The organism is Micromonospora sp. RV43 (genome assembly GCF_001029515.1).
Lineage (GTDB): Bacteria > Actinomycetota > Actinomycetes > Mycobacteriales > Micromonosporaceae > Micromonospora > Micromonospora aurantiaca.
The window spans coordinates 1-20,395 of sequence record NZ_LEKG01000088.1 but is presented as its reverse complement, the minus strand read 5'-3'; the positions used below and the strand labels follow the sequence as shown (position 1 = coordinate 20,395).

Genomic DNA, 20,395 nt, shown 5'->3' with positions numbered 1-20,395 from the left:
GCCGCGGGCCGATTCCGGTCAGCCCGGCCGGTGGCGCAACCCGTCCATCAGCAGGTCGAGCAGGCGTCCGGCCTGGGCACGCTGGTCCGGCTCGCCCGCCACCAGGGAGACCCCGCTGAGGCTGGCGAGCACGTCGGCGGCGGCCACGTCGGCGCGTACGACGCCCGCTGCGGCGCCCGCCGCGAGCAGCGCCCCGAGCGCGGCGAGCAGCAGGTCGCGGCTCTGCGCGTACGGGTTGGCGCCGGAGGCGATCACCAGCCGCAGCGCGTCGGCCATGCCCCGCTTGGTGGCGAGGTAGTCGACGAACCGGTCCATCCAGGCGCGTAGCGCCGCGTCGGCGGGCTGGGCCGCGAGCAGCGCCGGAGCGGCGTCGCAGAGCTTCTCCAGCTCGTTGCGGTACGCCGCCTCGATCAGTGCCTCCCGGCTCGGGAAGTGGCGGTAGAGCGTGCCGATGCCGACGCCGGCGTCCTTGGCGACCCGGTCCAGCGTTACCTCCGGGCCGTCCTGGGAAAACGCCTGGACCGCGGCGTCCAGCAGCCGCTGCCGGTTGCGCAGCGCGTCCGCGCGCAGCTGTCGGTCGGGCACGGGCACTCCTCCCTCGACCGGGTCGCCGGCCCGGCACGATGGTAACCGGAGCCCCCTCCGATTATGCTGGCGGAGTAACGGAGGATCCTCCGCTTCTCATCGTAGCGGGCGGACATCGGTCCGCGTCGCCGTCGACAAGGATGGACCATGACCAGCTCGACACCAGTCACCACCCCGTTCTCCGCCGAGACCACAGCCCTGGAGGTGGTCCGCGACCTGGACCTGACCGACCGGCGGGCCGTCGTCACCGGCGGCGCCTCCGGGATCGGCGTGGAGACCGCCCGCGCGCTCGCCGCCGCCGGAGCCGACGTCACACTCGCCGTCCGCAACACCGAGGCCGGACAGCGCGCCGCCGACGACATCATCGGCACCACCGGCAACGACCGGATCCTGGTCGCCCCGCTCGACCTCGCCGACCTCGCCTCGGTGGCCGCGTTCGTCCGCACCTGGGACGGGCCACTGCACATGCTCGTCGACAACGCCGGGATCATGGCCTCGCCCGAGATGCGCACCGAGCAGGGCTGGGAGATGCAGTTCGCGACCAACCACCTCGGGCACTTCGCGCTCGCCACCGGGCTGCGCCCGGCGCTCGCCGCGGCCGACGGCGCGCGGATCGTCTCGGTCAGCTCGGCGGCGCACCTGCGCTCGCCGGTGGTGTTCTCCGACATCCACTTCCGGCAGCGGCCGTACGACCCGTGGCTGGCGTACGGGCAGTCCAAGACCGCGAACGTGCTGTTCGCGGTGGAGGCGACCCGCCGCTGGGCCGACGACGGCATCTACACCAACGCGCTGATGCCGGGCGCGATCCGGACCAACCTCCAGCGCTACATCAGCGAGGAGGAGCTGGCGCGGATGCGCAGCGGCAACGCGGCCGCCTTCAAGACCCCGGAGCAGGGCGCGGCGACCTCGGTGCTGGTCGCCACCTCGCCGCTGCTCGACGGCGTCGGCGGCCGGTACTTCGAGGACTGCCAGGAGGCCGGGCCGAACCAGCCGGGCACCCGCACCGGCTGGGCCGCGTACGCCCGGGATCCGGAGGCCGCCGAGCAGCTCTGGACCGTCTCCGAGGCGCACCTGCGCGGCTGACCCGCGGAAACGAGGAAGGGGACGCGCGGCATGTCGCCGCGCGCCCCCTCGCCGTCTCGGATCTACAGACCCAGCTCGGCCTCGAAGTTGCCGCCCTCCAGCCGCTCCTTCACCGCGGTGAGGAAGCGGGCCGCGTCGGCGCCGTCGATCAGCCGGTGGTCGTACGACAGAGCCAGGTAGACCATCGAGCGGATCGCCACGACCTCGCCCAGCTCAGCATCGTTCACCACGACCGGACGCTTCACCACGGCACCCGTGCCGAGCATCGCCGACTGCGGCGACGGCACGATCGGGGTGTCGAACAGCGCGCCCCGGCTGCCGGTGTTGGTGAGCGTGAACGTCGCCCCGGCCATCTCGTCCGGGGTGATCTTGTTGGCCCGGGTGCGCTCGGCCAGGTCGGCGATCCGCTTGGCCAGGCCACCCATGTTCAGGTCACCGGCGTTGTGGATGACCGGCGTGAGCAGCCCGCGCTCGGTGTCCACCGCGATGCCCAGGTGCTCGGCGCCCGGGTAGGTGATCGTCCCGCCGTCCAGGTCCATGCTGGCCTGGATGATCGGGTACGTCTGGAGCGCCTCGATCGCGGCCACCGCGAAGAACGGCAGGAAGGACAGCTTCACGCCGTGCTTGGCCTGGAACGAGTCCTTGGCCCGCGCCCGCAGCTTGGCGACCTTGGTGACGTCGACCTCGACGACGGTGGTCAGCTGCGCCGTCTCGTGCAGCGACTGCTGGAGACGCTTGGCGATGATCGAACGGATCCGCGGCAGCTTCTCCGTGGTGCCCCGCTTGGCGCTCGGCTCCGGCTTGGCGGCCGGCTTGGCCGGGGCGGGTGCGGACGGGGCAGCGGCGGCGGCCGGCGCGGGCTTGGCGGCCTTCGCCTTCTCGGCCGCCTCCAGCACGTCCTGCTTGCGGATGCGGCCACCCACGCCGGTGCCCTTGATCGAGCCCAGGTCCACGCCGTGCTCGGCGGCGAGCTTGCGCACCAGCGGCGTCACGTACCCGGCGGCGTCCTCGCCGTACTCGGACGGAACGCTCGGGCGCTGCGCGGCGGCCGGCGCGGCCGGCTGGGCCGCCTGCTCGGCCTTGGCCGGCTGCGCGGCCTGCTCCGCCTCGGCGGCCGGCTCGTTGTAGGACGCGCCCGGCGTGGGCTCCTCGACCTTCGGCTCCGGCTTCGGTTCGGGCTTCGCCTCGGCCTTGGGCTCCGGCTTGGGCTCGGGCTTCGGCTCCGCCTTCGCGGGCGCGGCGCCGGCCACCCCGACGATCGCCAGCACGGCGCCGACGTCGGCGGTCTCGTCCTCGGCGACCTTGATCTCCTGCAGCGTGCCGGCGACCGGCGACGGGATCTCGGTGTCGACCTTGTCGGTGGAGACCTCCAGCAGCGGCTCGTCCACCTCGACGGTCTCGCCGACCTGCTTGAGCCAGCGGGTGACAGTACCCTCGGTGACGCTCTCGCCCAGGGCCGGCATGGTCACCGGCGTGCCCTCGCCCGACGGCGCGGCGGGCTCGGCCGGCTCCTCGACGGCCGGCTGCTCGGCCTCGGCGCCCGGCTCGGCGGCGGCCTCCTCGGCCTCCTGGGCCTGCTCCGGCTCGGGGCCGGTGCCCTCGGCGGCGGCCGTCGGCTCGGTGGCCGGCTCGGCCTTCTCCGTGGGAGCCGCGCCCGCGTCCTCGCCCTCGCCGGCGATGACCGCCAGCTCGCTGCCGACCTCGGCGGTCTCGTCCTCGCCGACCACGATCCGGCTCAGCACGCCCGCCGCGGGGGACGGGATCTCGGTGTCGACCTTGTCGGTCGACACCTCGAGCAGGGGCTCGTCGACCTCGACGGTGTCACCCTCCTGCTTGAGCCAGCGCGTGACGGTGCCCTCGGTGACGCTCTCGCCGAGCCGGGGCATGGTGACCGATACCGGCATGTTCTCCAGACTCCTTCATTCCCCTGGTGGGATCATCGCCCGTCGCCGGACGCCGCGGTTGTCGTGTCAGGCGTGCGCGTGCAGCGGCTTGCCGGCCAGGGCCAGGTGCGCCTCGCCCAGAGCCTCGTTCTGCGTCGGGTGGGCGTGCACGAGCTGCGCCACCTCGGCCGGGTACGCCTCCCAGTTGTAGATGAGCTGCGCCTCGCCGATCAGCTCACCGACCCGGGCGCCGACCATGTGCACGCCGACCACCGGGCCGTCGTCCACCCGGACCAGCTTCACGTGGCCGGCGGTCTTGAGGATCTGGCTCTTGCCGTTGCCGCCCAGGTTGTAGTTGTAGGTCTTGATCTTGTCGGCGCCGTACTGCTCCTTGGCCTTCGCCTCGGTCAGGCCGACCGACGCCAGCTCCGGGTCGCAGTAGGTGACGCGCGGGATGCCGGCCTCGTCGATCACGGCCGGGTTCTTCCCGGCGATCTCCTCGGCGACGAAGATGCCCTGCTGGAAGCCGCGGTGCGCGAGCTGCAGGCCGGGCACGATGTCGCCGACCGCGTAGACGTTCGGCACGCTGGTGCGCAGCCGCTCGTCGGTCAGCACGTAGCCGCGGTCCATCTTGACGCCCTGCTCCTCGTAGCCGAGGCCGGCGGTGTTCGGGCCGCGGCCCACGGCGACCAGCAGCAGCTCGGCCTCGACCGTGTCGCCGCCCTGAATGGTCAGCTTCACGCCCTTGTCGGTCTCCTCGACCTTCTCGAACGGCTTGCCGACCTTGAAGTTGATCTTCCGCTTGCGGAACGCCCGCTCCAGCGCCTTCGACGACTCCTCGTCCTCGGCGGCGACCAGGCGGGGCAGCGCCTCGACGATGGTCACGTCCACGCCGAAGGACTTCCAGACGCTGGCGAACTCGACGCCGATCACGCCGCCGCCGAGGACGATCGCCGACGACGGGACGCGGTCCAGGGTCAGGGCGTGGTCGCTGGTGATGATCCGCTCGCCGTCGACGTCCAGGCCGGGCAGGCTCTTGGCGTACGAGCCGGAGGCCAGCACGACGTTGCGGCCGGTGTAGCGCTTGCCGTCGACCTCGACGACGTTCTTGCCGACCAGCTTGCCGGCGCCCGCCACGAAGGTGATCTTCTTGTTGCCGCCCACCAGGCCCTGGAGGCCCTTGTACAGGCGGGAGATCACGCCGTCCTTGTACGAGTTGACGGCCTTCATGTCGATGCCGACCAGCTCGGCCTTCACGCCGAACTGCTCGGACTCGCGGGTCTGGTCGGCGATCTCGGCGGCGTGCAGCAGCGCCTTGGTCGGGATGCACCCGTTGTGCAGGCAGGTCCCGCCCAGCTTGCTCTTCTCGATGAGGGCGACGGAGAGGTCCAGCTGGGCGGCACGCAGCGCCGCCGCGTAGCCGCCGCTACCACCTCCGAGGATGACGATGTCGAAGGTCGTGTCGTTCGGCTCGCTCACATCCAACTCCCAGGTCGCGTCACTGCATCGGGGGTTACGGCGGAGTAACAGGCACACCCCACCTCGGTCATCTTGTCACCACCACGGACCGAGCGCGTACCGAGGTGCCCAACGACACGTCGGTGACACGTACCCTTGGCACCGTCTTCGATGACGGCGCTGGGGGAGGAGTGGATTCGGTGGGGCTGTTCCGACGACGTAAGCGGGCGGCCCCGGCGAGCCGCGACCGCGCCGCCGACCGCGCCGATCTGGACCATCTGGAGAACTTCGTCCGGACCCGCAAGGGCGTCGAGGCGTACATCGAGCCCCGTACGACGGTCACCGAGACCACGATCATGCTGATCGCCGACGACGGCGAGTGGACCCGGCGGCGTGTCGGCGGGCCGGACGAAGCACGCCGCTGGGCGCACCGGATCGCCATCCCGATCTACGACGTGCGGCTGATGGGCTATCCCCAGCGCATGCGCGACTACAACGAGCGCCGCAAGCGCCGCCCCGAGCTGTTCTGAGCTATCTGCGCGCGGGTGTTAAAAAGGGCCCCTTCTACAACGCGAGGCGTTAAGAAGGGGCCCTTCCTTACCCGTCAGCCGTTGGTGGCGACGTCCTCGACCAGGTGCACGAGCGTGCGCACCGGCACGCCGGTGCCGCCCTTGGTCCAGTAACCGGTCGCCTCGCCCGAGTGGTAGCCCGGACCGGCGATGTCGATGTGCGCCCACGCCACGTCGTCGGTCACGAACTCGCGCAGGAACACGCCGCCCTGGAGCATGTGCCCGGCCCGGTCCATCCCGGCGTTGACCTGCGAGATGTCCGCGACGTCCGACTCCATGCCCTTGCGCACGTCGTCGGGCAGCGGCATCGGCCAGGCCGGCTCGCCGGTCGCGTCACCGGCCACCCGCACCCGCTCGCACAGCTCCGGGGTGCCCATCACACCGGCGATCCGCTTGCCCAGCGCGATCACCTGGCCGCCGGTCAGCGTGGAGGTCTCGAACAGGTAGTCCGCGCCGTCCGCGCAGGCCCGCGCCATCGCGTCGGCAAGCACCATCCGGCCCTCGGCGTCGGTGTTGAGCACCTCCACCTTCTTGCCGTTGAACATGCTGATCACGTCGCCCGGCCGGTAGCTGGTGCCCGACGGCATGTTCTCCGCCATCGGCAGGTAGCCGGTGACGGTGACCGACGGCCTGAGCGCCGCGACCGCCAGCATGGCCGCGCCGACCGCCGCCGCGCCGGCCATGTCCGACTTCATCTCCCACATGCCCTGCGCCGGCTTGATCGAGATGCCGCCGGTGTCGAACGTGATGCCCTTGCCGACCAGCGCGACACGCTTGCCGTTGCCGCCACCGGCGGGCGTGTAGGTGAGCTTCACCAGCCGCGGCGGAGCCTCGGAGCCCTGGCCGACGGCGAGGATGCCGCCGTAGCCGCCGGCCTTCAGCGCCGCCTCGTCCAGCACCTCGACCTCCAGCCCCGCCTCGCGGGCGGCGGCGGAGACGACGTCGGCGAACGCCGGGGGACGCAGCTCGTTCGGGGCGGTGTTGATCCAGTCCCGGCTGGTCCGCACCGCACCGGCCACCGCCTGTGCCCGCGCGATCTCGGCCTGAGCGGTCGCGTCGGCCGCGTCCGGCACCGCCACCAGCACCTCGGCCACCGGCTCGCGCCGGGCCGGCTGCGGCTTGGTCTTGTAGCCGGCGAACCGGTAGCCGCCCAGCAGCGCGCCCTCGGCGACCGCGCGCAGCGCGGCCGGGGCGTCGGCGTCGTCGGGCAGAGGAAGGGCCAGGGCGACGCGCGGGGCACCGGCCAGCGCCCGCACCGCGGCACCGGCGGCCCGGCGCAGCGACTCCGGGGCCGGAGCGGCGCCCGAGGGCTCCGGGCCGAGGCCGACCGCCACGACCAGCGGCGCGGTCACGGTACCCAGCGTGGCCAGCTTGATCACCTCGCCCGGGCCACCGGTCGCGCCGAGCAGGGCCAGCGTCTCGGTCAGCTTTCCGTCGAACGCGGCGGCGATGCTCTCCCCGCCGGTGGCCAGCAGCAGGGCGTGGGCGGGTGCGCCGCTGCCCGGCTCGGTGGTCTGGCTGTGCACGCCGATCACGATCGCGTCGACGGCGAGTTCGGCGGGGTCGGTGTCGACCAGGCTGAGGGTGGTGCGGGGCGATGTCACGAAAGCTACTCCGGGCGGGCCGGGCCGGCCGCGTCGTCGCGTACCGGCGATGAAGGTCTCTCCGGCGGCAACCTACCCGCCGGGAGGCGTGGCTGTCCCGCCGATGCGTGCCGACGGGATCCCGCCGATGCTAACCACAGCGGTCCGGGCCGGTAAGTTGCCACCCATGACCGAGGTGACCTCCGACGCCGCCGAGACCCGGCTGCGCCGATCCCCGCTGCACGAGCGGCACACCGCGCTCGGCGCGAAGTTCGCCCCCTTCGGGGGCTGGCAGATGCCGCTGGAGTACGCCGGTGGCGGTGTGCTCAAGGAGCACACGGCAGTCCGCGAGGGCGTCGGCGTGTTCGACGTCTCGCACCTGGGCAAGATCCGGGTCACCGGGCCGGGCGCGGCGGACTTCGTCAACGCCTGCCTCACCAACGACCTCGGCCGGATCACACCCGGCCAGGCGCAGTACACGCTCTGCTGCGACGACGCCACCGGCGGCGTGGTGGACGACATCATCGCCTACCTGCACGCCGACGACCACGTCTTCCTGGTGCCCAACGCGGCCAACACCGCCGAGGTGGCCCGCCGCCTGCGCGCCGCCGCGCCCGCCGGCGTCACAGTCACCGACGAACACGAGGCGTACGCGGTGCTCGCCGTGCAGGGACCGCGCTCGGCTGAGCTGCTGGGCGCGCTCGGCCTGCCCACCGGGCACGACTACATGAGCTTCTCCACCGCCACGCTCGACGGGGTGGAGCTGACCGTGTGCCGCACCGGCTACACCGGCGAGCTGGGCTACGAGCTGGTCGTGGCGTCCGAGCACGCGGTCGCCGTCTGGGACGCGCTCTTCGCCGCCGCAGACGACGTACGCGCCTGCGGCCTGGCCGCCCGGGACACGCTGCGCACCGAGATGGGCTACCCGCTGCACGGGCAGGACCTGTCCCCGGAGATCACCCCGGTGCAGGGCCGCTCCGGCTGGGCGGTCGGCTGGGACAAGCCGGCGTTCTGGGGCCGCGACGCGCTGCGCGCCGAGAAGGCCGCCGGCCCGGCCCGTACGCTGCGCGGCCTCACCGCCGTCGACCGGGCCATCCCGCGCCCCGGCATGGCCGTGTACGCGGGCGACCGGCAGGTCGGCACCGTCACCAGCGGCACGTTCAGCCCGACGCTCAAGCACGGCGTCGCGCTGGCGCTGGTCGACACCGACCCGAAGCTGGCCGACGGCGACGAGCTGGAGGTGGACATCCGGGGCCGCCGTGCCCGGATGCGCCTGACCAGGCCGCCGTTCGTCAAGCCCTCGGTGCGCTGAGCCGCGCGGGTCAGTCCTCGCCGCGCTCCCCGGCGTCGAGGACTGCCTGCGTCCAGCCGCCCTCCAGCACGCCGGTGCCGTCCAGCACGGCCCAGTCGACCACGTCCGACGTCTCCACCACCACCGGCGAGCCGATCCGCACGCTCGGGTCGGTGTTGGCGTCGCTGGCGCTGGCGCCGACGATCCGTTCCGGGGTGTCCCACGAGGTCACTCCGGCCCAGACGTACTCGGGGCCGTCGTCGCCGGGCAGGCCGTACTTGACCACGAGCTGGCTCTCCTCGGGCAGCCGCCCGGCCAGGAACCGGGCCCGGATGTCGCCGAGCGCCTCCCGGGCGGTCTCCACCGCGCGGCTCATCGCGTCCCCGGTGCGGGTGTAGCGCACGTCCGGCTGGATGCCGTTGAACAGCGTCGCGCAGGCGGCGGCGAAGTAGCGGCCGGGCGGACCCGGATGCCCGGGCGGCGGGTTGAGGCTGAGGAACGAGTCGGCGTCCGGGTCGGTGGCCGGGTCCAGCTCCAGCCGCAGCAGCACCGGCGCGGTCGCGCCGTGCTGCTCCGGATTGCCGTACGCCACGGCGATGTCGTGCCCGGTCACCGTGGCCAGCACCGGAAGCTGCACGAACGCCGGCACCTCCTCGCCTGCCAGCCCGTCGGTCCAGTCCCGCAGCAGCCGCCGGGCCGCGCCGGTCATCACCGCGCCCCACGCCCGGGTCAGGTGGTCCGGTACGCCCTGGGCCTGCAACTCCAGCAGCCCGAACCGGCGCAGTCCCTTGGTGGTGAACCAGAGCCCGTCGGAATCCGAGGAGTAGGGCACCAGCACCCAGTCGACGAGCCGGATCCGGCCCTGCTCGTCGGGCAGCGAGCGCAGCGCCGCCGCCGGGTCGAGGAACTGGAGCCCGAAGACGTCCACCACGTCCCCGCCGACCGTCTCGGCCACCGCCGCGGCCACGGCGCGGGCGGCCCACTCGTGCGCGGGCGGCCAGCCCGGCCGGTACTCGGCCTGCACCACCACGAGGTGGGTGGCGGCGGCCAGCCGGGCCAGCTGCTCCTCGGTGGCGCCGAACGCGGTGAGCAGGTCCGGCGGCAGCTCGGGGAACTCGTCCACGGTGCGGGTGTCCACGGTCATCAGCGGACTGTCGAGCATCTGCTTGGCCAGCCCGTGCACCGGCTCGGAGAGCCGGCCGGCCAGCCCTTCCACGGCTGTCTTCGGGCTCACCTTGGGCAGCCCGGTGATCGGTACCAGGTACGTCGCGTCGAGCGACTCGGGCACCGGTACCGGCAGGAAGTCGTCCGTGATGAGCATGCCGTCCCCCTCGACCGCGCCGGTGCACTCGCCCCGAACGCTACCCGCCCGGACCGGTGACGCTCAGCCGGTCAGCACCAGTCCCAGGTAGGACAGCGTGGTGACGATCTCCACGAGCGCTCCGAGCACGTCGCCGGTGATGCCGCCGAAGCGGCGTACCAGGTGCCGCAGCAGCCCGGCCGCGACGGCGAGCGCGGCGAGGACGGCGAGCGGCCCCTGCCACGGACGGTCCGGCACCGCGGGCACCGCCGCCAGCGCGACGGCGACCGCGCCGAGCGTCAGCGCGGTCCACCCGACAGTGCCGGCGACGAGCGCGCCCAGGCCCTCGGGCCGGGCCGCCGGCACGCCGCGCCGGCAGGCCAGGCCGACGGCCAGCCGCCCGGCCGCGGTGGCCGCGACCACGGCGGCGAACGCGGCGAGCGCGCCCCGGCCGGCCAGCTCCGCGAGCACCGCGCTCTGGAGCAGGAGTACGACCACGAGCGCGACCACCCCGAACGGGCCGACGTCCGGCTGCTTCATGATCTCCAGCGCGGCCGGACCACGCCGGTACGAGCCGAGCGCGTCGACGGTGTCGGCCAGCCCGTCCAGGTGCAGGCCCCGGGTGAGCAGCGCGCCCAGCCCCACTGTGACCACCGCGGCGACGAGCGGTGGCGCGAGCGCGCCGGTGAGCAGCAGCACCCCGCCGAGTACGGCGCCGAGCAGCGCCCCGACCAGCGGCGCGAGCGCCATCGCGATGCCCGCGGCGGCCCGGTCGACCCGTCCGGCGCGTACCGGGAGGGTGGTGAACGTGGTGAGCGCCAGCCGGATGCCGTCGGCGAGCCGCGCCTCAGTCGGCACGTCGGCCGGGGGAGACCGGCTCGTCCGACCCGATCGTGGTCGGTCCCGGCCCGGCCGGCTCCGGCTCGGCGAAGTCCGGTTCGGCCCCGCTGCCGGTCCGGTCGTCGTCGCTGCCGTCGTCGCCGGTGCCGGTGCCGGTGTCGGTGCGGTCGCCGGCGGTGTCGTCGGTGCCGCTGTCGTCGTCGGTGCCGCTGTGGTCGGGGCCGGCCAGCGACGGGTGCACCGGCAGCGTGGCGGCGAGCGTCAACGCGGAGCGCAGCAGCGGCAGCGCGGCCAGCGCGGTCGCCCCCTCGCCCAGGTCGAGCCGCAGGTCCACCAGCGGGGTCAGACCGAGCACGTCGGCGGCGAGCCGTACACCCGGACGGCCGCCGTGGTCGGGCAGCAGGCACCAGTGCCGGGCCTGCCCGGCCAGGTCGCGGCTGACCATGGCGGCGGCGGTGCCGACCGGCCCGTCCAGCAGCACCGGCACCTTGCGGGCGGTGGCGCCCAGCAGTACGCCGGTGGCCAGCGCGATGTCGCCGCCGCCCAGCTCGGCCAGGACGTCCTTGGCCTCCCGGGCGGAGCGCCGGGTGCGGTGCAGCGCGTCCCGCACCGCCGCGCAGCGGACCATCCAGGCGGTGTCGTCGATCTCGCCCTGCTCGGTGACCACCCGGCCGAGCACCGTCGGCGGCTCCGCGCCAGCGGTGGCCGCGAGCACCGCTGCGGCGGCGGCCTCGGCCCCCGCACCGCACGCGGCGAGCACCAGCAGCTGCACTCCCGCGTCGGCGGCCTGCTCGGCGAGCCGCCAGCCGTAGCGCAGCGCCGCCTCGACCTCGTCGGCGGACAGGGCCGGGCCGTCCTCCATCGGCGCCGCGACGGGCGCCTCGACGATCTGCAGGCCGGCCCGGTTCTCGGCGGCGAGCCGGGCCAGCGCGCCCCGGCCGGCGCGGGCCTGCCGGGCGCGGCGCGCCGACTCACCGGGCGTCGCGCCGGCCGACGCGCCGCCCTCGTGGTCGCCCTGGATCAGCAGGACGCGCACCGAGTCCCACGGACGCGGCGTCGAGGTGCCCTGGGTGGCGGCCGCGAAGCCGACCACCTGCTCCAGCACGCCGAGACCGGCACCGGGGATGTCGAGGGTGGCGAGCCGGTCGACCGCCTGCGGTCCGGTGTAGTCGTCGGGCATCGGCAGTTCCATGCCCGGCTGGATGACCAGGCCGGTGGCGATCATCGGCAGCGCCATGGTGGGGGCGGCCCAGTCGCCCGTACCGGGCTCGTCGGATGTGGCCGGGGCGGGCACCGGGGCGGCGGCCGGGGTGAGCACCTCGGGCAGCGTCACGTCCCCGGCCCCGAGGTCGGCCGGTACGGCCTGGGGCGGCGCGGTCTGGTGCGGCGCGGTCTGGTGCGCTGCGGGCTGGGCCGCCGCGTGATGGGGCGCGGCGGCGCGGCCGGGCTCGGTCTCGGGCGACGTGGCCGCGGGCGGCACGGCGTGCGCGGGGGCCGAAGCGGCCGGCTTCAGCCACGCCGTCTGACCGGCCACCACGAGCGCGACCGCGTCGCAGGCGTCGGCGACCGCACGGTTGGTCGCGCCGAGCGCGTCGGTGAACGCCCGGCCCAGGGGCGTGGTGGGCACCAGGGACAGGCCCACCTCGGGGCTCACCAGCACCAGCCGGGCCGTGCTGGAGCGCACCGCCGCTGCCAGCTCGGCGATCGTCGCGGTGTCGTCGGCCGGCTGGTGGGCCGGGTCGAGCAGCACCGTCACCCAGCCGCCCAGGTCGTCCACGAGAAGCGTCTCGTTCGGCCCGGCGGCGGCGATCACCTCGACCAGCCGGCCCGGATCCGCCGCGGTCTCCTCGGTGCTCCAGCTCCCCGGGCGGCGGGCGCGGTGCGCCGCGAGGCGGGTCGCCCACTCGGTGTCCTCCGGATCCCCGGCCGGGGCGGTGGCCACGTACCGGACCGTGGGCGCGTCGGCGACCAGAGACTCGGCGAACTCGGACTTGCCGGAGCGGATACCGCCGAGCACCAGGAGGGTGTGCCACCCGTCAACGGACATGCCCGTACCTTAGTTCGCCCGCCCGCGTTCCGGGCAGCTCGCCCCTCCCCGCCCGCGCCCCGCCCTCTCGCGGCGCTGATCTTGCACTTGTGGCCCCCGGGATGCCGGGAATGACCGCTCTGTCGGGGCGGAAACCGCAAGATCGCGGGTGCGGCCCGGCGGTGGGGGTGGGCATGATCCATGTGGTGGCGGGCCGTCGTCGGCGGGGCCGACTAGGCTTGCGGAGGTTTGGCGTCCCACGGGACGACGGCGGCGAGGGGAGACGCGGCATGGCGTGGAGCTGGCGGTACGAGGGCACGAACGGCGACGCGGCCGACGGGCCGGCCGAGTCGTTCCCGAGCCAGGCGGACGCCGAGTCGTGGATCGGCCAGGCCTGGCGGGAGCTCGCGGCATCCGGCGTCACCACAGTCGTGCTGGTCGAGGACGACCGGGTGGACTACCGGATGAGCCTGCAACCCCCGGCCGAATGACGGGCTACGACCGCCCGGGCGAGCCGCTGATCCTCGGCGTGCCCCGGGCGGCGTTCCGGCCCAGCCCGATCTTCCTGGCCCTGGTGGCACTCTTCGTCGCCTCCGGGGTGATGACCTGGAACCGGTACGGCAACGTCGGCTTCGACGTGTTCCTCTTCGTCGTCTCGGGCTGGCTGGTCTCGCTGTGCCTGCACGAGTACGCGCACGCCGTGGTCGCGTACCGGTCCGGTGACCGGGACATCGCACATCGGGGTTACCTCACGCTCAACCCGCTGAAGTACACCAGCCCACTGCTGTCGATCGTGCTGCCGGTGGTCGTGGTGCTGCTCGGCGGCATCGGCCTGCCCGGCGGCGCGGTCTGGGTGGACCGGCACGCGATCCCCGGCCGGCTGCGGCACACGCTGGTCAGCCTGGCCGGGCCGGCCACCAACGTGCTGTTCACGCTGGTGCTGGTCGCGGCGGTGGCATGGGGGCCGGAACTGGGCGGGCCGCTGGAGTTCTGGGCCGGCGTCGGGCTGCTCGCGTTCCTCCAGCTCACCGCCAGCGTGCTCAACCTGCTGCCGGTGCCGGGCCTGGACGGCGGCAACATGCTCCAGCCCTGGCTCAGCCCCGCCTACCGGCGGATGTACGACCTGTTCGCCCCGTACGGCTTCATTCTGCTCTTCGCGCTGCTGTGGAGCCCGCAGATCAACCGGGTGTTCTTCGGCGCGGTCTTCGCCGTCGGCGACGCGCTCGGCCTGCCGCGCGAGCTGTACCAGATCGGCTACGCCCTGATCCGCTTCTGGGAGTAGCCGGCCCGGTCGTTCCCGGGCCGGTCCGAGCCGGCCCGGGAACGACGCGACGTCACGGGCGCTGAGCCGGGCTCTCGGTCTTCGCCGGATCCCGCTCGGTGACCGGCTCGACGATCTCGTCGATCGCCTTGAGCAGGTCGGCGTCGAGCTTCACGCCCGCCGCCTTCACGTTGTCGTGCACCTGCTCCGGCCGGGACGCGCCGACGATCGCCGAGGAGACGTTCGGATTCTGGAGCACCCAGGCGACGGCGAGCTGCGGCATGGTCAGCCCGGCCTGCTCGGCCAGCGGCTTGAGCCGCTGCACGCGGGTGAGCACGTCGTCGGTCATGAACCGGGCGATGAACCCGGCACCGGACTTCTCGTCGGTGGCGCGGGAGCCCGCGGGCGGCGGCTGACCCGGCAGGTACTTGCCGGACAGCACACCCTGGGCCATCGGCGACCAGACGATCTGGCCGATGCCCAGCTCCTCGCTGGTGGGGATCACCTCGGTCTCGATGACCCGCCACAGCATCGAGTACTGCGGCTGGTTCGAGATCAGCGGGATGCGCAGCTCACGGGCGAGCGCGTGCGCCTCGCGCAGCTGGGACGCCTTCCACTCGGAGACGCCGATGTAGTGCGCCTTGCCGGAGCGTACGACGTCGGCGAAGGCCTCCATCGTCTCCTCCAGCGGAGTGCTGTAGTCGTAGCGGTGGGCCTGGTACAGGTCCACGTGGTCGGTCTGGAGGCGGCGCAGCGAGCCGTCGATCGACTCCATGATGTGCTTGCGGGACAGACCCCTGTCGTTGCGACCGGGACCGGTCGGCCAGTAGACCTTCGTGAAGATCTCCAGCCCTTCGCGACGCTCGCCCTTGAGCGCGCGGCCGAGCACCGACTCGGCGCGGGTGCCCGCGTACACGTCGGCGGTGTCGAAGGTGGTGATGCCGCTGTCGATCGCGGCGCGGACGCACGCGACCGCCGCGTCCTCCTCGACCTGCGAGCCGTGGGTGATCCAGTTGCCGTACGAGATCTCGCTGACCATCAGGCCGGAGCGGCCCAGGTGACGGAATTCCATGCTCCCGACCCTAGACCCGCCCGGTCGCGGACGCCGTCCGGCGTTCACGCCCCCAGCAGCGCGTCGCGCATCCGGACGGCGAGCCACTGCCGGAAACTCTCCTCCGTCCACCCGCACCGCTGCACCAGCGCCGCGTAGTGCGCCGGGTCGTTGTAGAACCACAGCGCGTCGACCGCGCGGTCGGTGCCCGCGTCCGGCCGGAGCGGGCCGTCCAGGGTGAGCAGCCGGTCGACCACCATGGCGGCGCCCGCGCGGCGGTTGCGCAGCAGCGTCTCCCACAGTTCGGCCACCTCGGGCGCCTCGTCCGCCGCGCGGCGGACCGTCTCGAAGGCGCCGGCCGCGCGGTGGCCGATCAGCGTGCAGACCCCGGCGTACGCGTCGAGCACCGCGCCCTGGTCGGACGCCTCCCAGACCGGCTGGAACCAGGGGCGGCGCGCCACCGGCACCGGCTCGTCGTCGCCGGCGAGCGCCTCGTCGAGCACCTGGCGCAGCAGGGCGGCCTTGGAGCCGAATGCGGCGAACACTGTGGGCCGGGCGACGCCCGCCTCGGCGGCCACGTCGGCCAGTGACGTCGCCGCGTAGCCGCGCGTCACGAACAGGTCGGTCGCCGCCCGCACGACCGCCTGACGGGTACGCCGGGCGCTCTCCTCGCGCACCGCCGAGCGGTAGGGGCGCGTCGACTTGCCGTCCTTGACTCCAGCCATGACCTCGCGATACTAACAATCTATTCACTAGACTCCTGGCTATCGAATGTTCCCGCGTTCACTGAAATCGGAGGCCACCCATGTCCGTCCGCCCCTACCTGCTCGGCCCCGACGACGGCGAGGCGTACTGGTTCCTCGGCAACCTGTGCACGTTGAAGGCCGGTGGCCGGCACACCCGGGACCGCCTCACCGTCGCCGAGTTCGTGAACCCGCCGGGCTTCGCCCCGCCCCTGCACCGCCATCAGGTCGAGGACGAGATGTTCTACCTGCTCTCCGGCACCGCCCGATTCCACTGCGACGGCGAGACGCTCACCGCCGGTCCCGGTGACTTCGTCCTGCTGCCGGTGGGCCTGGCGCACACGTTCGTGGTCGGCCCGGACGAGCCGTTGCGCGCGCTCCAGATCACCACCCCGGCCGGGTTCGAGCGGTTCGCCGCGGAAGCAGGCGTACCGGCTCCGCACCGCCGGCTGCCCGACCCTGCGCCGATCGACCCGGCAGCGCTCGGGCACGCCGCAGCCCGCAACGGCATCGAACTGCTGGGCCCTCCGCCGACGGCGTGAGCGGCCGAGCCGGGGTCGCCGGGGCTGCCAGACGCTGACGGGCCGGGTCGCCGCCGCTCGAGGTGGCGTGCCGGGCGCGGGTCAGAGCACCGGGCTGGCGTCGGCGAGCAGCCGGTCGATCTCCGCGACCACCGCCGCGCGCCCCGGATGCACCGGGTCGATGAGCGGCTCGCCGCGCCGGTCCAGCGCGCCCCACCGGCCCGACTCGGTGGTGACCAGGAACGCCACCGGATGCACCACCACCGTCGGGTACGCCGGTGGCACCACCACCCGGCCGGCCCGGTCCACCACGCCCCGGCGACCGGCCAGCTCGACCACCGCCAGTCCGTCGGCGGTGAACCCGTCGACCTCGCGACCGTCCGCGAGCGGCGTGCCGAGACGGTGGTACCGGGTCGGCACCACCACCTCGCCGGTCAGGTCCACCGCGCCCCAGCCGCCGTTCTGCCGTACCGCCGCCAGGCCGTTGCGGAACGGCCTGGCCTCCTCGTACCCGGGCGGGATCTTCACGATGTTCATCCGGTCGACGGCCATCCACCGGCCCTTGCCGTCCATCGACACCCAGGACAGCCCTTCCGAGAAGGGCACCACCGCCCGGTAGCCGTTGTTCGCCTCGATCAGCGCCGCGCCGGACGTGTCGATGAGCGCCCACCGGGACGCCTCCGGCCGGCGTACCCAGGCCATACCCTCGTGGAACGGCTGCGCCTCGGCGTACCGGTGCGCGATGACCATCTCGCCGTCGGCGTCCGCGTACCCCCAGAGCTCTTGCTCCTCGTCGAACGTCGCCACCGGCGGACGCGGCGTGCCGAGCACCTCCTCGGGCCGGCGCGGCGCGGGCCCGAAGCCGTCGGCGGCGGCCCGCTCCACGACCGCGTCCAGCGCGACCTCGACCCGGGCGTTGAGCTGCGCGTCCTCGCCGTGACGCAGGTCCAGCGCCCGCTCGAAGTGCAGGCACGCCTCGGTCAGCCGGCCCTGGTCGTAGCAGCACCGCCCGGCGTGCTCGTGCAGCAGCGCACGCAGCCGGTCCGGCAGCTCCGGCGAGTTCGCCTCCGCGAAGAGCCGGTCCGCCTCCGCGTGGTCACCCCGCCACCGCAGCGCCTCGGCGAGACGCGCGCGGGCCAGCGCGGTCCGCCGGAACTCGCCGGTGGCCTCCGCGTACGTGACGGCCAGCCGCGCGTCCCCGAGCGCGTCGTCCAGGTCACCGAGGACCCGGGACGCCACCGCGCGCAGGCTGAGCAGCCGGGCCCGGCTGCGGTTGTCGAGCGTGGTGTCCAGCTTGCCGGTGAGCCCGTCCCGGATGACCCGCAACTGGGCCGGGTCGGGGGCCTGCTCGCGCAGCGTACGCGGATCCAGCTCCCAGCCGACCGCGGCGAGGGCCTGCTCCGGGTCGACAGGAGGCGGCGGCTCGGCGTCCGCCGCAGGTTCGGCGCCGTCGTCGGTTCCGGCTTCTTCGGGGGTACGCCGATCCTGCGCGGCGTCGGCGTCGGCGTGCTCGGTGCTGTTGGTGTGCTCGGCGCTGCCGGCGTGGTCGGCGTCGTGCTCGGTGCTTGTCGGGGTCGGTTCGGCGTCGTCGGCCTGCGCCTGTTGCGCGGGTGCGGCAACGGTGGCGTCCGTATCAGCGGCCGTGTCGACCGGCTCCGAGGTGGACGGTGTGGGCGCGGAGTGGCCGGTGCCGTCGGCCGCCGCTGGTCCCTGGGCTGTGCCGTCGGCGACGATCTCGCGCGTCGTCTCGTCGGCAGTGCTCTCCGGTGCCGCGTCGTCCTGCCGGGTCTCGGTGGTGCCGGAGGCGGCGACATCGTTCGGAGTGCGCTCCGGCGCAGGGCTGAGCCGCTCGGGTGCGGCAGCCATCGCGCCGTGCGGCTCGGGCTCGGCGCGCGGACCGTCGGGTACGGGAACGCTGGTGTCCGCCGTCGTCGGCTCGGCCGGCGGCGGGGTGATCGGCGCGTGCACGGGTGCGGCCGGTGCGTCGGTGGTCGTTGCGGCATCGACCGATGCGCCGACGGTCGACGCGTCCACGGCGGAGGCGGTGACGATAGGTGCCGGTGCCGGTGCCGGTGCCGGTGCGGGTGTGGGTGCCGGCGGTGCGTCGAGGGTGCCCGCGGGTTTGCTGGTGCTGGTGCTGGTGCTGGTGCTGGTGCTGGTGCTGGTGCTGGTGCTGGTGCTGGTGCTGGTGGGTGCGGGTGCGGGTGCGTTCGCATCGGCAGTGGACGCCGGTGCTGGACCGCCGCTCGCACCGGGCACGGCGAGCACGGCAGCGCCTGGCGGCACCGCGGCATCGAGTTCCGGCGCCTTCCTCGCGTCCGCTGCGTTCGTCTCCACTGTGGTCGTTGCGGCTTCCGGCCCCTTCGCCGCCGATTCCGAAGCCTCCGCCACCGCTGGAGACCCGTCGTCAACGGTCGGGTGCGTGCCCAGCGTTGGCGCGCCGAGGGATGCCGTCGGCGTCTCGACGGACTGCACCCCACTGCGCTCGCCACCCGACGGTGCGATCGAGTCCTGGCCGGGTAGAGATCTTGGTACGAAAGGGCCCCCAGAGGGGCCGAAATCGTCCAAGATCTCCGGCGGTTTCGGGGCTTCCGCGGGCTGGTTCGGGCGGAACCACGCCTCGGCGCCGGGGGACGGTGGAGGCGTCGTCTCCGCCGGTGGGCCGTTCTCCGACGGCATGTCGCTCCGGTCAGAGGGAGTGCCGGCTCCGAGGCGTTCCGTGCCCTGTGTGGGCCGGGTGTCCGTGTCGGCTTCCGGACGGACGATGTTCGCCCCGGACACAGCTTGGACGTCCACTCCGGCATCGGGCCGGCTTCCGTCCGAGCGGGACTCGGGCCGCATGCCTGCGTCGGCTCCCCGGCCGCCCTCCTCTGCTGGGACGTCCGCATCGGCCTGCGGCCGGCCGGTGGTCGGCGTGGCGTGGGCGGCGGTCCGGGACGCCGTCCCGGCGTGCGCGTCGACCACCGGACGGTCGGCGTCCGTGCTCGGCGTGATCGGGGTGCCGGGCGTGGTCCGGGGACGCGGGTCGGCTACGGGGCGATCGGCGTCCACGCCCGGGACCGCACGGGTGCTCGTGCCGGGCGTCGCTCCGGAGTACGCGCCGGATCCGGGACCGTTGGTGCCCGCGCCCGCGCCCGCGCTCGTGCCCGTGGTGCCGGTGCCGGTGCCGGTGCCGGTGCCGGTGCCGGTGCCCGTGCCCGTGCCCGTATCCGTGCTCGTGCTCGTGCTCGTGCCCGTGCTCGTGCTCGTGCCCGTGCCCGTGCCCGGCGCGGGTCGGATGCCTACTTCGGGGGTCGCTCCGGCGTCGGCTTCGAGACGGTTGGCGTCCGTGTGCGGAGCGGGACGACTGCCCGTGCCGGTCGTGGGCCGAGCCGCCTGTGCTTCCGGGCTGGCAGGGCCCATCGCCGGGACGACCGGTGGTGGCGTGGTCGGCCGGGCCGGGGCAGGGCCCGGATAGGTGGGCGGAGCGGGACGAGTCGGCGCGGCCTCGGTCGGCTGGACGGGACCGGCCGAAGGAGGCTCTTGACGTTCCTCGGTCCGCCCATGCGGCGGCGTGGGGTGGACGGGCTCCGCTCGTCCCGTGCCGGTCGGAGCCTGCGCATCGCCTCTGGGCGTGCCGACAGCCGGCGCAGGGGGAGTGACCCCGCCGGAGACCGGTGCGCCGGAAACGGGCGCACCCGAGGCGGGCGCACCCGAGACGGACGCACCGGGCTCGTCTCGGACGGGAACGGCCGGTGCGGAAGCACCGTCGACGACGCGTCGGCCGGGCTCGGTCACCGGCGGACGGGTCGCCTCGTACCGACCCGGCGCCGGCATCCGGTGCTGCTCGTCCGTACCAGCTGGTGGCACGGGCCGCAGCGGGGCCTGGCCGGTCGACGGCGAGCCGTCACCGGAGTGCGCGGGCGTGCGCGGTGTCGACAGCGGATCCGGCACCGCCGGGACAGGGCGGGGACGGTCGTCGGGGCGCGGGTGCCCGGCCGACCCGGCCGGGGCCGTGCTCCTGCCCTCGGCGCCGCGGACCGGATGAGCATCGGGCCATCGCCCAGGCCGCGTCGTCCCCGGTGCGTCCGGCGGCGTCCGGCGCTCGTCCGGCCGCGCCGTCCGGGAATCGTCGGAACGCGCGGCGACCTCGTCCGGCCGGCGACGGTCCTGCTCCGGCTGCGCTCGACCGGCTTCCGGGCGCGTCGGGGCGGCGTCGGGG

General features: G+C 74.2%; 16 protein-coding genes. 6 read left to right on the top strand and 10 right to left on the bottom strand.

All coding sequences use genetic code 11. The features are described 5' to 3' along the window. Positions 1 to 18: 18 nt before the first annotated feature. Positions 19 to 585 (bottom strand): TetR/AcrR family transcriptional regulator, encoded by a 567-nt coding sequence (locus ABD52_RS21035; RefSeq protein ID WP_013475705.1) that lies wholly within the window; start codon positions 583 to 585, stop codon positions 19 to 21. 147 nt (positions 586 to 732) lie between these two features. Between ABD52_RS21035 and ABD52_RS21030 the strand changes: the two genes are divergently transcribed. Next, positions 733 to 1,668 (top strand): SDR family NAD(P)-dependent oxidoreductase, encoded by a 936-nt coding sequence (locus ABD52_RS21030; protein ID WP_047892935.1) that lies wholly within the window; start codon positions 733 to 735, stop codon positions 1,666 to 1,668. Positions 1,669 to 1,730: 62 nt separating this feature from the next. Here ABD52_RS21030 and sucB read toward each other — a convergent pair whose 3' ends face one another. Together sucB and lpdA are read right to left on the bottom strand one after the other, a co-directional pair. Continuing rightward, positions 1,731 to 3,572, bottom strand: coding sequence for a 2-oxoglutarate dehydrogenase, E2 component, dihydrolipoamide succinyltransferase (gene sucB, locus ABD52_RS21025; RefSeq protein WP_013475707.1), 1,842 nt, complete (start codon positions 3,570 to 3,572; stop codon positions 1,731 to 1,733). Between the two features lie 66 nt (positions 3,573 to 3,638). Continuing rightward, complete coding sequence (lpdA, locus tag ABD52_RS21020) at positions 3,639 to 5,030, bottom strand: dihydrolipoyl dehydrogenase (protein WP_047892934.1); 1,392 nt, start codon at positions 5,028 to 5,030, stop codon at positions 3,639 to 3,641. 179 nt (positions 5,031 to 5,209) lie between these two features. On the opposite strand from lpdA, the gene ABD52_RS21015 reads away from it, so the two are divergent. Beyond that, entirely contained in the window at positions 5,210 to 5,539 is a 330-nt protein-coding gene (locus ABD52_RS21015; protein ID WP_013287729.1) for a hypothetical protein, read from the top strand. 74 nt (positions 5,540 to 5,613) lie between these two features. Here the strand turns inward: ABD52_RS21015 and ABD52_RS21010 are convergent, their stop codons facing one another. Continuing rightward, positions 5,614 to 7,182 (bottom strand): leucyl aminopeptidase, encoded by a 1,569-nt coding sequence (locus ABD52_RS21010; protein WP_047892933.1) that lies wholly within the window; start codon positions 7,180 to 7,182, stop codon positions 5,614 to 5,616. 166 nt (positions 7,183 to 7,348) lie between these two features. Here ABD52_RS21010 and gcvT point away from each other — a divergent pair, with 166 nt between their 5' ends. Next, positions 7,349 to 8,473: a glycine cleavage system aminomethyltransferase GcvT gene (gcvT, locus tag ABD52_RS21005; RefSeq protein ID WP_030273057.1), complete on the top strand. Its 1,125-nt coding sequence runs from the start codon at positions 7,349 to 7,351 to the stop codon at positions 8,471 to 8,473. Between the two features lie 10 nt (positions 8,474 to 8,483). Here gcvT and ABD52_RS21000 read toward each other — a convergent pair whose 3' ends face one another. The 3 genes from ABD52_RS21000 to ABD52_RS20990 all read right to left on the bottom strand — a co-directional run bounded on the left by ABD52_RS21000 (position 8,484) and on the right by ABD52_RS20990 (position 12,639). Next, positions 8,484 to 9,773, bottom strand: a complete 1,290-nt coding sequence (locus ABD52_RS21000; RefSeq protein ID WP_047892932.1) for a DUF2314 domain-containing protein — start codon at positions 9,771 to 9,773, stop codon at positions 8,484 to 8,486. A 63-nt stretch (positions 9,774 to 9,836) separates the two neighbouring features. Beyond that, a complete protein-coding gene (cobS, locus tag ABD52_RS20995; RefSeq protein ID WP_047892931.1) occupies positions 9,837 to 10,610 on the bottom strand; it encodes an adenosylcobinamide-GDP ribazoletransferase in 774 nt (257 codons plus the stop codon). After that, entirely contained in the window at positions 10,600 to 12,639 is a 2,040-nt protein-coding gene (locus tag ABD52_RS20990) for a bifunctional adenosylcobinamide kinase/adenosylcobinamide-phosphate guanylyltransferase (RefSeq protein WP_047892930.1), read from the bottom strand. Before ABD52_RS20990 ends, cobS begins: the two co-directional genes overlap by 11 nt. A gap of 269 nt (positions 12,640 to 12,908) precedes the next feature. Between ABD52_RS20990 and ABD52_RS20985 the strand changes: the two genes are divergently transcribed. Both ABD52_RS20985 and ABD52_RS20980 read left to right on the top strand, forming a co-directional pair. Continuing rightward, positions 12,909 to 13,109: a hypothetical protein gene (locus ABD52_RS20985; protein ID WP_013287723.1), complete on the top strand. Its 201-nt coding sequence runs from the start codon at positions 12,909 to 12,911 to the stop codon at positions 13,107 to 13,109. Then, on the top strand, positions 13,106 to 13,900 hold the full coding sequence (locus ABD52_RS20980) for a site-2 protease family protein (RefSeq protein ID WP_013475714.1): 795 nt from the start codon (positions 13,106 to 13,108) through the stop codon (positions 13,898 to 13,900). The genes ABD52_RS20985 and ABD52_RS20980 overlap by 4 nt, the downstream gene beginning before the upstream one ends. A 52-nt stretch (positions 13,901 to 13,952) precedes the next feature. Here ABD52_RS20980 and ABD52_RS20975 read toward each other — a convergent pair whose 3' ends face one another. Together ABD52_RS20975 and ABD52_RS20970 are read right to left on the bottom strand one after the other, a co-directional pair. Continuing rightward, a complete protein-coding gene (locus ABD52_RS20975) occupies positions 13,953 to 14,951 on the bottom strand; it encodes an aldo/keto reductase family protein (protein WP_013287721.1) in 999 nt (332 codons plus the stop codon). Between the two features lie 44 nt (positions 14,952 to 14,995). Further along, positions 14,996 to 15,655: a TetR/AcrR family transcriptional regulator gene (locus ABD52_RS20970; RefSeq protein WP_013287720.1), complete on the bottom strand. Its 660-nt coding sequence runs from the start codon at positions 15,653 to 15,655 to the stop codon at positions 14,996 to 14,998. A gap of 80 nt (positions 15,656 to 15,735) precedes the next feature. Here ABD52_RS20970 and ABD52_RS20965 point away from each other — a divergent pair, with 80 nt between their 5' ends. Next, on the top strand, positions 15,736 to 16,215 hold the full coding sequence (locus ABD52_RS20965) for a cupin domain-containing protein (protein ID WP_013287719.1): 480 nt from the start codon (positions 15,736 to 15,738) through the stop codon (positions 16,213 to 16,215). A gap of 81 nt (positions 16,216 to 16,296) precedes the next feature. Here ABD52_RS20965 and ABD52_RS20960 read toward each other — a convergent pair whose 3' ends face one another. Next, positions 16,297 to 18,162: a WG repeat-containing protein gene (locus tag ABD52_RS20960; protein WP_047892939.1), complete on the bottom strand. Its 1,866-nt coding sequence runs from the start codon at positions 18,160 to 18,162 to the stop codon at positions 16,297 to 16,299. Positions 18,163 to 20,395 lie beyond the last annotated feature (2,233 nt).